The 15,373-nt window shown below is 49.7% G+C and carries 14 protein-coding genes and 1 pseudogene; 9 read left to right on the top strand and 6 right to left on the bottom strand.

Annotated elements, in window-relative coordinates:
- Nucleotides 1–115: 115 nt before the first annotated feature.
- Nucleotides 116–751: a hypothetical protein gene (locus tag ACQG11_RS05475; RefSeq protein ID WP_023279901.1), complete on the bottom strand. Its 636-nt coding sequence runs from the start codon at nucleotides 749–751 to the stop codon at nucleotides 116–118.
- 613 nt (nucleotides 752–1,364) lie between these two features.
- Here ACQG11_RS05475 and ACQG11_RS05470 point away from each other — a divergent pair.
- The 3 genes from ACQG11_RS05470 to ACQG11_RS05460 are packed head-to-tail and all read left to right on the top strand — an operon-like array spanning nucleotide 1,365 to nucleotide 4,958.
- Nucleotides 1,365–2,612 carry a tyrosine-type recombinase/integrase gene (locus tag ACQG11_RS05470; RefSeq protein WP_007897923.1) on the top strand — a complete coding sequence of 416 codons (1,248 nt, stop codon included), beginning with the start codon at nucleotides 1,365–1,367 and terminating at the stop codon, nucleotides 2,610–2,612.
- Nucleotides 2,599–4,365 (top strand): hypothetical protein, encoded by a 1,767-nt coding sequence (locus ACQG11_RS05465; protein ID WP_032607906.1) that lies wholly within the window; start codon nucleotides 2,599–2,601, stop codon nucleotides 4,363–4,365. Before ACQG11_RS05470 ends, ACQG11_RS05465 begins: the two co-directional genes overlap by 14 nt.
- On the top strand, nucleotides 4,353–4,958 hold the full coding sequence (locus ACQG11_RS05460; RefSeq protein ID WP_426728228.1) for a hypothetical protein: 606 nt from the start codon (nucleotides 4,353–4,355) through the stop codon (nucleotides 4,956–4,958). The genes ACQG11_RS05465 and ACQG11_RS05460 overlap by 13 nt, the downstream gene beginning before the upstream one ends.
- On the opposite strand, the gene ACQG11_RS05455 is transcribed toward ACQG11_RS05460, so the two are convergent.
- Genes ACQG11_RS05455 through tnpA form a run of 3 tightly spaced genes read right to left on the bottom strand, consistent with a single transcriptional unit; the run spans nucleotide 4,865 to nucleotide 7,200 of the window.
- On the bottom strand, nucleotides 4,865–6,403 hold the full coding sequence (locus tag ACQG11_RS05455; protein WP_048213845.1) for an IS66-like element ISKpn24 family transposase: 1,539 nt from the start codon (nucleotides 6,401–6,403) through the stop codon (nucleotides 4,865–4,867). The two genes, ACQG11_RS05460 and ACQG11_RS05455, sit on opposite strands and share 94 nt — an antisense overlap.
- A gap of 48 nt (nucleotides 6,404–6,451) precedes the next feature.
- Nucleotides 6,452–6,799, bottom strand: a complete 348-nt coding sequence (gene tnpB / locus ACQG11_RS05450) for an IS66 family insertion sequence element accessory protein TnpB (RefSeq protein WP_001774233.1) — start codon at nucleotides 6,797–6,799, stop codon at nucleotides 6,452–6,454.
- Nucleotides 6,796–7,200, bottom strand: coding sequence for an IS66-like element accessory protein TnpA (gene tnpA, locus ACQG11_RS05445; RefSeq protein ID WP_003031976.1), 405 nt, complete (start codon nucleotides 7,198–7,200; stop codon nucleotides 6,796–6,798). Before tnpA ends, tnpB begins: the two co-directional genes overlap by 4 nt.
- On the opposite strand from tnpA, the gene ACQG11_RS05440 reads away from it, so the two are divergent.
- From ACQG11_RS05440 to ACQG11_RS05430, 3 genes and pseudogenes are all read left to right on the top strand, one after another.
- The gene (locus ACQG11_RS05440; protein ID WP_426728227.1) at nucleotides 7,199–8,932 is read left to right on the top strand and encodes a hypothetical protein; all 1,734 of its coding nucleotides are present in this window, start codon (nucleotides 7,199–7,201) and stop codon (nucleotides 8,930–8,932) included. The genes tnpA and ACQG11_RS05440 overlap by 2 nt on opposite strands.
- Nucleotides 8,933–8,935: 3 nt before the next feature.
- On the top strand, nucleotides 8,936–9,364 hold the full coding sequence (locus ACQG11_RS05435; protein ID WP_017384060.1) for a hypothetical protein: 429 nt from the start codon (nucleotides 8,936–8,938) through the stop codon (nucleotides 9,362–9,364).
- 90 nt (nucleotides 9,365–9,454) lie between these two features.
- Nucleotides 9,455–10,143 (top strand): annotated as a pseudogene (locus ACQG11_RS05430) (IS3 family transposase); the annotation flags it as partial.
- 546 nt (nucleotides 10,144–10,689) lie between these two features.
- On the opposite strand, the gene ACQG11_RS05425 reads toward ACQG11_RS05430, so the two are convergent.
- Nucleotides 10,690–10,998, bottom strand: a complete 309-nt coding sequence (locus ACQG11_RS05425) for an ArsR/SmtB family transcription factor (protein ID WP_032415288.1) — start codon at nucleotides 10,996–10,998, stop codon at nucleotides 10,690–10,692.
- A 95-nt stretch (nucleotides 10,999–11,093) separates the two neighbouring features.
- Complete coding sequence (locus tag ACQG11_RS05420) at nucleotides 11,094–12,218, bottom strand: alkene reductase (protein ID WP_023279877.1); 1,125 nt, start codon at nucleotides 12,216–12,218, stop codon at nucleotides 11,094–11,096.
- 260 nt (nucleotides 12,219–12,478) lie between these two features.
- Here ACQG11_RS05420 and ACQG11_RS05415 point away from each other — a divergent pair, with 260 nt between their 5' ends.
- The 3 genes from ACQG11_RS05415 (at nucleotide 12,479) to ACQG11_RS05405 (ending at nucleotide 15,327) form a co-directional block, all read left to right on the top strand.
- Entirely contained in the window at nucleotides 12,479–13,411 is a 933-nt protein-coding gene (locus ACQG11_RS05415) for a LysR family transcriptional regulator (protein WP_158002126.1), read from the top strand.
- A gap of 82 nt (nucleotides 13,412–13,493) precedes the next feature.
- A complete protein-coding gene (locus tag ACQG11_RS05410; protein WP_017384065.1) occupies nucleotides 13,494–14,369 on the top strand; it encodes an MBL fold metallo-hydrolase in 876 nt (291 codons plus the stop codon).
- Between the two features lie 106 nt (nucleotides 14,370–14,475).
- Nucleotides 14,476–15,327, top strand: a complete 852-nt coding sequence (locus tag ACQG11_RS05405; protein WP_023279882.1) for a DMT family transporter — start codon at nucleotides 14,476–14,478, stop codon at nucleotides 15,325–15,327.
- Nucleotides 15,328–15,373 lie beyond the last annotated feature (46 nt).

Genomic DNA, 15,373 nt, shown 5'->3' with positions numbered 1-15,373 from the left:
AGAGTTAAACTCTACTTTTCTATTTTTAGAATTCAAGCTATTCATCGTAATTGAGAGATATCCTTTTAATGTTCAGCAAGCCTGTTAAAAGCACTTTATCTGAACCGCGTTTTGCCTAAATCCTGCTCAATATATACTCTCCCTGAGTTCTGAAATCCTCAAATTCCCCAATCTTAAAGCATTGATACATAGATGATGTCAGATAATGCGCAATCATCTCACCGCCAATATGGATCCGTTCCGGGTGTGAGTATGTCGCCTGTATAGCCCTTTGTTCATTCATCATTACAGGAATTGTCTGCAACAAATCCCCATCCAGGATTTGGCACTCAGGTTTTACTCCTGTTCCGTATTGTAATTGCTCTGATTCGAAATCATGGACTGAGCGATAGGCGAACGAAACGATATTTCCTGTTTCCTCGCAAATTGCGAACTGATAAACACTGGTTGTCACCGTTGAAGAAGAGGGAATTGCATGGTCATGCTTGTATTGTTTCCACAGCCTCCTTAGACAGGCCGATGTATGATAATTGAGATTTTGTATACCTGATACGACCATTCTGGTTGATGCTTCAAGCAACCAGGTGTTAGAAAATCCACCTGCCCCCGTACCTGCTATGATGGTTCTTAGCTGGGGGATGTAACCTGCTTTGGAAACAAAAGATAACGGCTCCCCATTATCGGTGACGGCAAGGGTATCTGTTACAATCAGTGCTTGTGCTTCGTCTGTATAAAATATCAGTGATGACATATTTTCCTCATCCAGAAAAGACATTACATGAATCACAGAACAGGTCACTACAACCACGTGAAAGGGAGTCAGACCATTTTCCAGAGGTAAATATATTCTTGTGTTTGGACGCGTTGCGGTTCTCTGTAAAAAATATATAGCACAAACAAAAGTCCCCGCAGGGATAAATATAGTTATATGCGCTTTTTCTGCTGGCTTTTACAATTGAAAGTGACAGGTAAACGAAATGTGTTACAGGTTTCTTTTGCTTTTCGTTGGGTTCTGTATATGCGAATTTACCCTGTGTGTTATTTTTGCAATGGACTCAGGCTGTATTCAATCAATTAAGGTTTACTTCTGGCATTAAGATGTATCCGTTGCCTGTTTTTTAAGGGCACGGTTTGTGCCGGGAAATGAAAATCACATCTTAAGTTCTTCACTCAAAGGATTTGTGATGTTTATCACGTATGGTCCGGGTAACGTGTTGAGGTCAATGTATTGCATCGTGATGGTGTCGTTACATCTTTTACTTTCCTCCTGATTTGCATATTCACTCCCGGCAACCTGGTTGTTTGTTTTTTCTTCTTCCGGATTTATAGTGTAGGCATGAGGTGGCGTTTCAGGGCGACAGACTGTGAGGATAATCACTAACATTCATGCGCGTTATGGGCGTGTCAGCAAACTGGATGCAACAGAGCCGAAACTGAAATTTGAACCCGGATTTCTGTATGCTGAAATACCTTATATTAGCGGCATCCAGAATCGAAAACTGAGCCGATATGTACACTTTTATCTTATGGATAAAGCTATCCTGCAGGCCAGGGATTTAAAGCCTTTAGCCCGGGCATTTTTACGCTGGATAAGGTGGCTGGAGGATAACGGACTTGACCCTTTCACCCCGGGAACGTTGAAATACCAAAGCCCTACATATGGCTTCAGGGAGTATCTTCTGGGGGCCGTAAGGCAGGGGCGCATCGCCTCATCCACCGCGGCGGTGTACATCAGCGTTATCCGACGGTTTTACGTATTTCTGGGCAAGTGTGGTGAGCTGGCTGCCAGCTCATTTTTTACGTTGGTCGAAAAAGTCGTTGACGGGCGACGCAAGGTGATAAGTTCGGATCTTGCCATCAGGATAACCAGCACAACAAAAAGGACAATCAACCCACTGAATGATGCAGAGGTTCATATCCTGGATGAGGCACTGAAATCTGAGTCCGGGTTGTTCAGTTTAATGATTGTGCTGATGAAAAATTGTGGGTTACGGCTGGATGAAATGCTGACCCTGCCGTCGTCACTCTTTACTGAAGAGTACCTTGCCAGTGTCCCTGTATCTGAGTTGACCATCAGGGGGCTTCATATTGGTCCGAGATGCGGAGTTCATACGAAGTTTGGGATGACGCGAGAACTCTTCATCACCAGACGATTGTACGAGCAGGTTCTGGATTATCTGGCGGATGAGGAGTATGAAAAGAAGATCCAAAAATGGCGTGCACGACAGGGTGGGGAAGGGCGGCACGAGCCTTTATTTTTAATGGCAAACGGGAAACGGATGTCTGAAAAAGCCTTTTACTCCCGCTGGTACAGTTTTCGCCATCGCCTGGCCCGGTCTGCTCCGGGAAATGTGTTCAGACATAAACCCCATGATTTGCGGGCAACGTTTGCGACCCATTTTTTACGCTCGGCACTGAGTTGCTATCCCGATCAGGCCGCAAATGCGCTGGGTACAGTAAAATACTGGATGGGCCATAAAAGCGAAAATACGACGATGAAATACATCGTCTTTCTTCAGCAAAACCAGATTTCTGATGCAGTCGCCGGGGTCATGGACGCATTGATTGACGGTGCTGCAGGTCGCGATGGAGCCATATATGAGCCGGAGTGAAACGCAGATAACGTGGATGGCCGAAAATGTGCTGTCATGGGAGACGGTCAGCGGACACATCACTCAGCGGGATCTGAACCGATATTATTTACTTGACGTTTATCTTCAGGCTCATTTTTCAGATTATGTGTTGCTCCCCGGATGGTTTAGTGAACATTCGCATCTTGCCCGCCCTGAAAAACGCGATTTTATTGCCTCTCTGAAACGATTTCTTCTGTCTTACCGTCCCGCCGGAAGGTTAACCATTTTCCGTTATCTCAATATGTTTTTTATATGGCAGTCAGTCAATCAGTATGACTATGGCACGGCTGAAGGCGTTGAAATGTATATTAAACATCTCATGAACGATATTCGTCGGCGAAAAATTTCAGTCAGGATGGCAAGACACTACTTGTCCGTGGTCAACCGGTTTTTGCTTACGGGCGGGCAGATTCAGAGGCGGTATGAATATGAATTCTTACCGAAAGGAACGTATCAGCAGCAGGGAAGGGATAGCTATACCAGGAATGAACTTTCCGAGATCCTGAGGCAGTTGTCATCCATGAATGAGTTCCTTGCGGGATGTATCCGGGAGCATATCGCTAAATCGGAAAAAGGGGTGCGGCATTTCTCACCGTCTTTGCTGGCACCTGTTTATGAAGCGTATTTCCGGTATCCGGGAGAGAACGGGGTCAGCAGGGCAGAGATCATCATCAGGGACGTTCTGGAAAATTACTTTCTTACTTCTTTTTTTCTGTTCTGTTACCACACATGGGGAAACACCTCTCAGGTTCTGGGTCTGACGCGGGATGATATACATCTGGATGAAAAGGGTATCAGCACTGATTATGTTTATAAGGGGAGAGCGAATAAGTATATACGTCTGACGATAGGTAAATCGGAGTATGTGACCAAACGTGCGGGCTATTACTGGTTTCTGTCTTTTATCAGGCTCAGGGACGACATCGTTAACTATCTGGTTTCCGCAGATAACTTCCCTCCGGTACAGGCGCTGTTTCTGAGTGAGCCGCAGGTGAAATTCCGTAAGCTTTATTCTCTTAATCCCAGTCATCTGACTAAATTTTCTAACTCTGAGGGGGCGTGGGCCACGATGCGGCAGCTTAATCCCTCGCTTCCATCAATTACCGTTTCTGGCTTGCGCAAAACGTCTGAGCAGTATACGGACAGAACATTAAAGAATGGTCTGATTACGGCGGAAAAAGCACAGCATAACTGGGGCACTTACAGGCGGAATTATGCTGCAGGTAACCCACAGGGGGCGAAGGAAAACTTCAGTGCTGCACTTGATACGCTTATGAATCAGGGGATTGCGACACGTGCGTTATCCGAGCGGGTAAAAGTTGCTGATGAGCTGGGGATCGATCTGCGTGGAAGCGATGAGGGTGTGGATCTTTTATTGAATGGCCTGGGATGTCGATCGCAGGAGCCGCCTACAGATATTGAATTGCGCTTTATAAAAAAGCAAAAACGATTTGGCCGGACACCAAAGGCTTGTGCGGATTTTTCTCATTGTGTCGAATGTTCAAAAAGTTGCGTTGTGGAAACGCTGGAGTCTGTATGGCTCCTGCTGTCATTCAGGCATGCTATCGAGTATGGAAAACCGTTGTACATCGGTTCGGTCAATGCTGTGGAGCGTTATGAAACGTTACTCCTGAAGATTGATTTACGGCTTGGGCTGGTAGATGAGGCGATCCTGAAAAAAGCGCGCGTTAAACTTCAGCGAGAAGGTGTGGCTCCGGTATGGCAGATTTGAAGAAAAAAGAGGTAAGCCGTAGTCGAATGGCGGAGTTTCCTGCCGGAACGCCGCTTCGTTCAGGGGATGAGTTTCCGACTGAGGATATCATCTGTGAGGCACTAGAAAACAAAAGCTTTGAACGTCTGAATAACTGCCTGGTTATCGCCAGCTCAGATGAACATGATATGCGTTTTATCAATGAGGAGACGCTGAATATTTATTTCAGGGATGATGTCTGGACCAATCGCTATGTCAGAACCCATATTGGTGAAACGTTAAGAACCGTTAATTTTTCAGGCATACGGGATCCTGAACTGCGTCTTGAAGCCAAAATCATCTCAGCCAGCCTGCTCTGGATTGTCGGCAGGACCGCGAAGACGCAGTCCCTGATCCGGAAATGTGCAAACATTGTGGCGGGAGCCCGTATTATTGAGTCTATGGGGTATCGCAGTCTGTTTCAGCTTCGTTTTCCGCTTGTCCGTAAGCGTGCAGCGAGAACCGTATTGACGGGGATGTGTTATTCATTTGGCAATGCTACGCGCCAGGGGAGCAGTTCGCTGACCCGGTTTATCGGCCAGTCAGCTATAACATCAAGCACATGGCGAAGGTAGCTTTCTGGCTCCACTCCGTTCAGTTTGCATGTCCCGATCAGGCTGTACAGCAGCGCTCCCCGCTCTCCTCCATGATCCGAACCGAAGAACAGGTAGTTTTTGCGGCCCAGGCTGACCATCCGTAGCGCATTCTCAGCTATGTTGTTATCTGCCTCGGCCCAGCCGTCGTCAGTATAGTAAGCCAGCGCCGGCCACTGGTTCAGTACGTACGTGAACGCTTTCGCCAGTTCTGAGTGTCGCGACAGCGTTTTCACCTTTTCACGCAGCCAGCTTTCCAGGGATTTCAGCCGCGGTTTAGCTTTTTGCTGACGTTCTGCAAGGCGTCGCTTCGCCGGCATCCCCCTTATTTCCGCCTCGATGGCATATAACTCACCGATCCGTTTCAGGGCTTCCTCCGTCAGCGCTGACGGGGTGCGAACGTGCACATCGTGGATCTTGCGGCGGGCATGAGCCCAGCAGGCAGCTTCCGTTATCTGTCCATTGCGGTACAGTTCGTTGAACCCGGCGTACGCATCCGCCTGCAGAACACCGCTGAAGCCAGCGAGATGGCTCTGCGGGTGGATACCTTTTCTGTCCGGGCTGTAAGCGAACCACACTGCCGGCGCCAGCTCTGACCCGGCGTTACGGTCGTCACGAACGTACGTCCACAACCGCCCGGTCTTCGTTTTCTTATTACCTGGCAACAGCACCGGGACAGGCGTGTCATCAGCATGGAGCTTACCGTCAGTCAGCACATAGTCCTGAAGCGCCCCTTCCAGCGGTGACAGTAGCCGGCAACACGCATCCACCCAGCCCGACAGCAGTGAGCGGCTCAGCTCCACACCCTGGCGGCCGTATATTTCAGACTGGCGGTACAGCGGGGTGTGCTCTGCATACTTTGAACTCAGCACGCGGGCCAGCAGCCCCGGTCCTGCGATACCCCGCTCGATGGGCCGTGAAGGCGCGGGGGCCTGCACGATGGCATCGCACTGAGTACAGGCATGCTTTTCACGTACTGTCCGGATAACCCGGAAGGCGCTGCGCATCAGCTCCAGCTGTTCGGCGGCATCTTCACCCAGGTAACTCAGCGCACCACCACATTCCGGGCAGCATGACGCTGCCGGCAGCAGCCGTTTTTCGTCACGGGGAAGTGATTCAGGGAACGGTTTGCGGGTACGGGTCTGCCGCAGCGGGCGCTGCACGGCCGGGTCATCCACCCGGCCGGTAAGGGTATCGCTTTCTTTCTGCAACTGCTTAAGGTCGGCTTCCATCTTCGCGATACGGCGGGAGACTTTTTCGGAGCGGCTGCCGAAGTTCATCCGGCGCAGCTTATCCAGTTGCGCCTGCAGGTGATCTATTTCGCGTTCACGCTCGTTCAGCTTTTCCAGAAGGGCACGGTTCAGCGCCTCCTGTTCGGCAAGGAGACGTTTCAGTTCATCGATATCGTCAGGAAGTAAGCTGTTCATACCGGGTATATTACCAGGCTCATTCAGCGTCGACCAGGATAAAGAGGCCTACAACATAGTCAGTGACGTAAGCAGTCTTTTAGGCTGCCGCCAGTCGATACCTTCAAGGAGCATCGCCAGCTGTGCCTGTGTGAGGAACACTTTGCCATCCCGGGCTGACGGCCAGGCGAAGCGGCCGCGCTCCAGCCGTTTGGTCAGCAGACACAGTCCATCGCCGGTAGACCAGAGGAGCTTTACCTGACTGCCATTACGCCCACGGAAGATAAAAACGTGACCTGACATCGGATCGTCTTTCAGCGTCGTCTGCACCTTTGCCGCCAGGCCGTTGAAGCCGTTTCTCATATCGGTGATGCCAGCGACCAGCCAGATCTTTGTCCCTGATGGTAATGGGATCAACGTTTGAGCTCCCGTATCAGCAGGTTCAGGATATTTTCGCTGATGGCACCATTCAGACGGAGTGATCCGTGCCGGAACGTCACTTCACAGCTGATATTGAGTGATTCAGGTGCCGCAGCAGCTACAGGTTGTGACCGGGGGGAGGTTGCAGGGACAACATCTTCGGCATCAAGTGTTATCGGGAGCAGCTCAGGCACGTTGTTTTCTGTTGTTGAAGGAGGACGTAGTTTTCCTTCGCGCCAGTACTGGCGCCACTTAAACAGCAAATTATCGTTGATCCCATGCTCACGAGCGAGTTGCGCTACGGAGATCTCTGGTCGATGCGAGAGTTCAACCATTTTGATTTTGAACTCAACGGGATAATTAGGGCTTTTTTTACGCACTGCGGTTAATGATTTCATGGATAGCGTCCACCATATTTGGTGTCCATTATCCTCTCAGGAATTTCAGGATCTGCCAGACGGTGCTGAGACGACGCTTACGCTTGTCCGGAATGCTTTCATTGTAAAGATGAAGGAGGAGGATGAGCACGGCAGGAAGCGTTCTGAAAGAACATTACGTAATTACTTTATGGACCTGGCGGATATCTCGCTGACAGGTCATACCCGTCTTCGAAAATACGGTTACTTTCCTGATATTAGCTTCGACAGTTACAACAGTGTGGATGATTCAAACCAGACATATTGTATGCCTTTCAGTCTTATGATGTCTGTCTGGGAAGGGCTGATTACTGAACTGGATGCTGAAATCAGTGATTTCGATTTTGACGGGTTTTCCCGGCTGTGCGCTATCATAAACGGTTTTTATGATTCGCCTTACTATACGTCGATGCTGGAAGCCCGTAAAAGAGGGACAGCAAAAAGCATACCGGATTACCGGGCCGCGTATTACTACAATATTGTTGCCGGGGAAATTCGGGCGCTTTTCGCGACACTTGGCCCCGGGATGCAGGGCTGGTTCTCGGTACATAAAAATAAGCGCTGGAGATCTGATTTTATTGGCGTTGATCACATAAAGCTGAACACCTGGCATTTTGAGCTGACGTTAAAAGTCATGAATGTGATACAGGCCATGTCGGGGATGAGACACAGCGAAGTGCTTGGCGTGATGCACGGTTCACTGATTTATGATGGTGATATCCTGGGACTTCGTTCGGTGTTGCATAAGTTCGCCCCGGAAGGTGGAAGTCACGAAGACTGGGTTGTTTGTCGCTATGTGGAAAAGCCTTTTCAGCATTTACGCAGAATTAATCAAATCATGACAGGCCTGGACGGGAAGACGCTGGACAATGTTCCATTGTCTTTAAATATCAGGTCGTGGTTCTCGGAGCAAAAACTCTCTTTTATGGGGACGCAGCGCCAGACTGAGTGGGCAAAGAAATTTGTGAAAAGACACCATCTGTTCATCCGACGTGACCATATTGATGAGTTCAGGCTTTTAAATCCAAACATACGTGATGATGAACGCGTTGCGATGGAGATTCGGGAGGGGGCTTTCTGGCCATTGCGAACCCATCAGTTTCGCCGTTCACTTGCTGTACACCTCAGGCGTCTTGATCTGATTTCTACTAATGATCTTATCCGGCAGTTTAAGCACTTAATCAGAGGCATGACGGAGTGGTATATGTCCGGTGCACTCAACGCTTCGCATTTTAGCCGGGCGATCCCTCAGGCATTCGCTGCCGAGATTGAGAGGGTTGATACCGAACTCTCAGCTTCCAGGGCTGTTTCTTATCAGCATGAAGGCCTGCTTTATGGCGAAGGCGGGAAGTTACTGATGTCCCAGAGAGGTGGGCACTTACATCAGATGACGTTTCCTACACTGAAAAAAGCGATGAGCATGGCTAAACGAGGCGGGCAAAAACTGGTATCTCTTGGAAACGGTTTTTATTGCATGAATGGCCATGACTGCGAGTTTAAGGCGGTTGTTCAGTCAGCGTCCTGCAATCCGGGATGTGAGAACATGCTGGCCGGAGCTGATTCTGTTCCCGTGTGGAAACGCAGGATGGCTCATTATGACAACCTTCTGGAGATTGCCGTGCGAAATAATGCTCCTCAGGCTGACAGGGATTTTCTGATGCTTGAGAGAGATTTTTATGCAGATGCTGTCCGTTTTTTTGAAAAGGATGAATAGAGCATGACGAACGAACAGTCGGGGGTTAAAAAAACACAGGCAAGAGCAGAGCAGGCCCTGAGGGAACTGATGTTATCAGGGGAGCGTATCAGCCAGTATGCTGTGGAAAAACGAGCGGGGCTGGCAAACGGCACCCTGAATTATAACTGTCCTGAGTACAGGCAGGTCAGGGAGGCTATCCGCAGTCTGAAAAAAACGTGCCAGGGCACCGCGCCGGTTGATGAGCAGGGCATTGAGCAGCAGATCAAGCTGAAAGAAAAGTATCGCCGTCAGAGAAATGAGCTGAGGGAAGAAATCAAAAAGATGATGGCTGAAAATGTAGAGCTGTTACATAACCTTATACTTTTACAGCAGTATGTCAGGGAGCTTGAACGCAACACCGGGAGGGAGAAAGGGGACGTCATTCCGTTCTCGGGTGGTGTCAGGGACTGAGGCTATACTGAACGGAAGGACGCGAGGTGAATCGCCACAGGTTTAACAGACACCTCAGAGTCATTTAAGATGACTTAAAGAGAGGTGCCCATGAGCGGTAAGCGTTATCCTGAAGAGTTTAAAATTGAAGCAGTCAAACAGGTTGTTGATCGCGGTTATTCTGTTGCCAGCGTTGCAACGCGTCTCGATATCACCACCCACAGCCTTTACGCCTGGATAAAGAACTACGGTCCGGATTCTTCCACTAATAAAGAACAGTCAGATGCTCAGGCCGAGATCCGCCGTCTTCAGAAAGAGCTGAAGCGGGTTACCGACGAACGGGACATATTAAAAAAAGCCGCGGCGTACTTCGCAAAGCTGTCCGACTGAGGTACGCCTTTATTCGTGACAACACCTATTGCTGGCCTGTTCGCCTGCTCTGTCGGGTGCTGGATGAACATCCCAGTGGTTTTTACGCCTGGCTTCAGCAGCCGCATTCACAACGCCATCAGGCAGACCTGAGACTGACAGGACAGATTAAACAGTTCTGGCTGGAATCGGGATGCGTCTATGGTTATCGCAAAATCCATCTGGATCTGCGGGACAGCGGGCAACAGTGCGGAGTGAACAGAGTCTGGCGACTGATGAAACGTGTCGGGATAAAGGCTCAGGTCGGATACCGGAGCCCGAGGGCATGTAAAGGCGAGGCCAGTATCGTGTCGCCCAACAAGCTCCAGCGACAGTTCAATCCGGATGCTCCGGATGAGCGTTGGGTAATCACAGCGTGGTTTCCTCAAACCCTCGCTGTGAATTAACTGAAATACTTCATTGAAGCTGTAACCAAACAGTTAACTGAAAGAATGAGCCCGCAGAGCATTGCACAGCGATGACACCATTTGTTGAGCTTCACCGTTTTCGCATACAACCGTCCGGAATTTGGAAAAGCACTGTCTTTTTGTACTGACCGATCATGATTAAGTGACACCTCTTCGAAAAAGAGAGCGCGATGAGCGATTAATATATGGCTCGAAAGACAATTATGTTGGGCTTTTATGACCGCTGTCAGAGGTATTATCTTACCCGGACGGCAACAGGGTCGGAATGTCATCAGCGGCACTGTAACAAGCTATCCGCCATCTTAAATATCTGCAGGTCCTTGCACCGAGTATGCACACCAACCGACAGAGTGATTTGACCCAAACTGGTGGATATTTTGCAAAACTATTAGCCTCTTATGACCGGTCTGCAGCCTGATATTGAGGAATTAGTGCGCTTTCATGGAATGCCTGCCGGGATCGCAAGTACGAACCCCCGGTACTGTTACACTGAATGTGCTCAGTCCTGTATCAGATTGTATTTTTCAGCAACTCAAGAACAACCCTTATTTTATCATTGTCACGTTTGTAGTACGTCCAGGGACCGATGCGCTGAGAAGTAACAAGTTGTGCCCGTTGAAGAGCTGAGAGGTAAAGAGAAACGGTAGACTGTGAGAGCCCGACCTTTTCCTGAATGATACTGACACACACACCGAACTCGTCCGCATCAGCATAAGGCTGATGGAAGTGTATTTTCGGTTCCTTGAGCATATGCAGAATTTTTCTTCTAACAGGGTTTCCCAGCGCCTTAATCACGTCATTCAAATCAATATCAGGCATAAACTCTGTCACTTGTCGCATTGAGGAATTGCAATGTTACGATACTTCTCTACGTTAAGCATCAGCTTTTGAAAAGCTGATGCTCATAAGAATGGTTAGCCAAAGGCGGGATAATCTGTGTAGCCTTTTGCCGTTCCACCATACATGGTTGTTGGATCGACCGGATTCAGTGGCCATTCATGATAAAGGCGCTGCGGTAAATCCGGATTAGCTATGAACGGGCGGCCAAATCCGATAATGTCTCCCCAGCCAGCACCGATAATCCGTTCGGCTTTTTCTTGCGTATATCGCCCGGCATACATAATTACACCGCTGAATAACTTACGGACTTCAGCTCTGAATGCTTCAGGCAATTCGGGAGCATCATCCCAGTCGGCTTCAGCAAGAGAAATATAGGCTATTCCGATTTCTTCAAGAATTTTAACGGCTTCGGTATAGGTTTCATGGGGATCATCTTCCACCAGGCCAAGATAGACCCTTACTTCATCCGTGGTCTGAAAGAGCGGAGCAAAACGGACTCCCACACGGTCTTTACCGACCACATCAGCGACAGCCTGCGTCACTTCGCGCAGAAACCGCAGCCGGTTATGTAATGAGCCACCATATTCATCCTCTCTTTTGTTGCTATGGGATGACATGAACTGGTTAACCAGGTATCCATTTGCACAGTGAATTTCCACACCGTCAAAACCGGCATCAAGGGCGTTCTGAGCTGCCCCGGCGTACATCCTGACAATCTCACTAATTTCCTCTTTTTCCAGTGCGCGGGGGCAGGAAGCGGTAGCCAGCGCACCCTCTCCCGGCCCGGTTTCGATGAATACCTTAACGTTTTCCCCTGCCGGTATCGCCGACGGAGCGACAGGCGAGGCGTTACATGGCTGCAGGGAGTTATGGGATACTCTTCCGACATGCCAGAGCTGGGCAAAAATGATGCCTTCTTTTTCATGCACTGCCCGCGTCACTTTCTTCCAGCCTTCCACTTGCCGTGAGCTGTAGATCCCCGGGGTCCACGCATAACCCTGCCCACGAGGTTCGATTTGTGTTCCTTCGGTCACCATAAACCCGGCACTGCTGCGCTGTGCGTAATATTCAGCCATCAGTTCGTTCGGAATATCACCCGGTTGTGAGCTCCGTGAGCGGGTTAAAGGCGGAAGTACAACACGATTCTTCAGGGTGTAGGGACCTAGTCTGGTGGGAGAGAACAGGTTTTTCGTCTTCATTACATATCCTGATATAGCGAATTTTCAATATCACTGAAACGCCATGTCTCAGCATTTACGACCTGGCATGTCGTCGTTCGGCCGATGTAGCCGCAGAACCACGACACTTTATTCCACATATTGAGATTTACCAATATCTAGATTTATAAAAATTATGATCGGATGAGCGGAACGGGGGGGTTGCCTGATGGCTCACAGAATCGGCATCATGAACCTAAATGGTTCTGATAATGTTATCGGAGATCCTGAACGGGAACGGTATGCGTCACGATTTTAATGACTATGTTGCATTCATGGCAGTAGCACAGGAGTGCAGTTTTTCACGGGCTGCTGTCCGCCTCGGGATCTCGGCATCCACGCTTTCACACACGATACGTCGTCTCGAGGAGCGCGTTGGCATGCCGTTACTTATGCGTACAACCAGGCGGGTGGCTGTCACCGAAGCCGGTAAACAATTATTACTGACGCTTGAACCCGGTCTTGCGCGCATTGAAGCGGGCGTGACAGCTCTTCAGAGACTGCGCCATACACCGGCTGGGCTGGTCAGACTTACGGTATCAGATCACATGATTCATGAATGTCTCTGGCCACGATTGTCACCGTTACTAAAAAAATATTCGGATATCAAGGTGGAAATGTCGCAGCAGAACGGTTTTGTCGACATTGTTGAGGGCAATTTTGATGCCGGAGTCCGAATTGGTGATGACATATTAAAGGATATGGTGGCCGTCCGAATCGCACCGGACATACGGTTTGTCGTCATTGGATCGTCCACCTATCTTGCAGAAAGAGGTCTGCCGCTACATCCCTCTCAGCTGGAAAAACATGACTGCATCAATATACGTCTGTCACCCACAGGCCCGCTGTATGGCTGGGAATTTGTCAGGCAGGGGGAGATTGTGAAAAAAGTGGACGGGCAGCTTACTTTTTCAAGCATTTATCCAATGCTTCAGGCAGTAAAAGATGGCTACGGCCTGGCCTACCTGCCGGAGTCTTCTGCCCTGGCGGGGATTGAGGCGGGACACTATTGTCGGGTGCTTGAGGACTGGTCAGAGGCTTTTCCCGCCGACATGATAATTCCAATAATGTCCATTACAGGCTCCGGTAAAGATAATACCGACACCTTACATGAGAAAGGCAAAAGCAATATAACCTGCTGTGCTCCGGATTTTAAGAATGAGCGGTTTACGTAGCAGGATGAGCAGTTCGAACCAGAAATTTCGTTACTATTGCTAAAGTAAAACCTGATGACCTCTAATCGTAACGGAGACCAATATGACTTCACAACTGAACTGGCAGGCCCCGGCTATCAATCGCAAAAAAGTAGGTGACATGACTGTGACCATGCTGAGTGATGGCTATCTGGACGTATCTTTTGAGCTGCTGTCTGGTATTGACGGCTCACGTGCCGAGGATTTACTGCAGAAGCGCGGTGTGCCAGCAGTACCCCGTATTAATATCAACGTCTACGTTATCCAGACGCCTGAGCGAACCATCCTGATTGACAGTGGTGCCGGAGGTATCAATGGCTGGGGCGGTCGGCTTCAGGTAGCCCTGGCCGCGGCAGGCATTGACCCGCTTCAGATTGATACCCTTCTCCTGACTCACGCGCATCCTGACCATATCGGCGGGCTTGCAGGCCCCCTGCAGACTCCCGTTTTCCGCAATGTTCAGCAGTTGTTTGTGCATGAGAAAGAACTCGCTTTCTGGCGTGATGAAACCATTTCCGCTGGCGCGCCTGACGCATTCAAGCCGTTCTTTGAAGTAGCAAGGAACGCCTTCAGCGCTTATGACGACAAACTGGTGCCATTCCGCGAGGAAGCGATTTTACCAGGTATTCAGACTGTACCGCTGTTCGGCCATACACCAGGACATACCGGTTATCTGCTGGGTGATGAAAAAGAGTCGCTGCTCATCTGGGGTGATATTGTTCACTTCCCGCACATTCAGGTTGCTCAGCCTGACGTTACTATCGCGTTCGACAGCGATCCTGCGGCGGCGGCGGCCATCCGTAGCAAAGTGCTTGACCGCGCAGCGAGCGATAACCTGGCTGTCAGTGGTATGCACTTCAACCTGCCTACTACCGGTAAGGTTATCCGTGAAGGTAACAGCTTCGCACTGAATTACGACCTGTGGTCACCCGCAGTCTGATCACCTTCCTTCCCGGTGCACACAATAGTGACCGGGAAGATCCCCTTTCATATCGCCCGACAAGAACCCACCTGCAATACTATGAATATCACTGCCTCACAAAAAAATGGCTCATTACTCTTGCGCCCTGGCTTTTTGTATTCCTCTGGAGTCAGGGTTTGTCGCAGCCAAATTTACCGTGCAGTACAGCGCGCCGTTTCATCTTTTATTCCTGCGTGGCGCATTTTCCTGTCTGGTCCTTCTGCTGCTTACACTGGGGTTCAGGGCCCGTTTTCCGTCCGGCAGAGGAATGGTTCGCAACCTGATTGTCGGACTTTTCCTGCAGAGCTTCTTTCTGGGCGGATGCTTTTATGCCATCCATCGTGGCATGCCGTCAGGCATTGTGGCGCTCATCACCGGCCTGCAGCCGGTACTGACTGCAATACTGGTTTCACTCATGCACCGTCAGTCCCTGCATCCCCGGAAATGGCTGGGTATTGCGATTGGCTTTGCGGGCGTTTTCCTGGTGCTCTCGCCAGGCCAGCATAGTTTTGCACTGGATCCTGTGGCTTTTGGGTCGGTCATGCTGGGGTTATTTGGCGTAACGATCGGAGCGCTTTATCAGCGCCGTGCTCAGGGAGATGGACATATCTTTGCGAACACGTTTTTACAGTACGTCACTTTGACAATATCGATGGGTGCAATTAGCCTGATGTTCGAATCTGCTCCGACGCAGTGGAGCTTATCATTTGCGCTGGGTCTGGGCTGGCTGGTTATTGGCGTATCGGTTCTGGCGATTATGTTGCTGATTTTTATGATACGAAGCGGTGAAGCAACCAAAGTCGCTACTTACTTTTACCTGGTTCCCATTCTCACGGCAGCTGAAGCGTGGTTGCTGTTTGGAGAGGCCATTACATTGCCCATGCTTGTGGGTATGGCAATAACTATAATCGGCCTGATTTTTGTCATCCGGGAATAGACAACCGCACGCGTCGCTGTATGCTTTTGTATATGGCGACGTATAA

It is taken from the genome of Enterobacter cloacae complex sp. 372C4, assembly GCF_050030615.1.
Taxonomy (GTDB): Bacteria; Pseudomonadota; Gammaproteobacteria; order Enterobacterales; family Enterobacteriaceae; genus Enterobacter; species Enterobacter intestinihominis.
The sequence above is the reverse complement of the archived record's forward strand: the minus strand, read 5'-3'. Positions and strand labels throughout refer to the sequence as shown.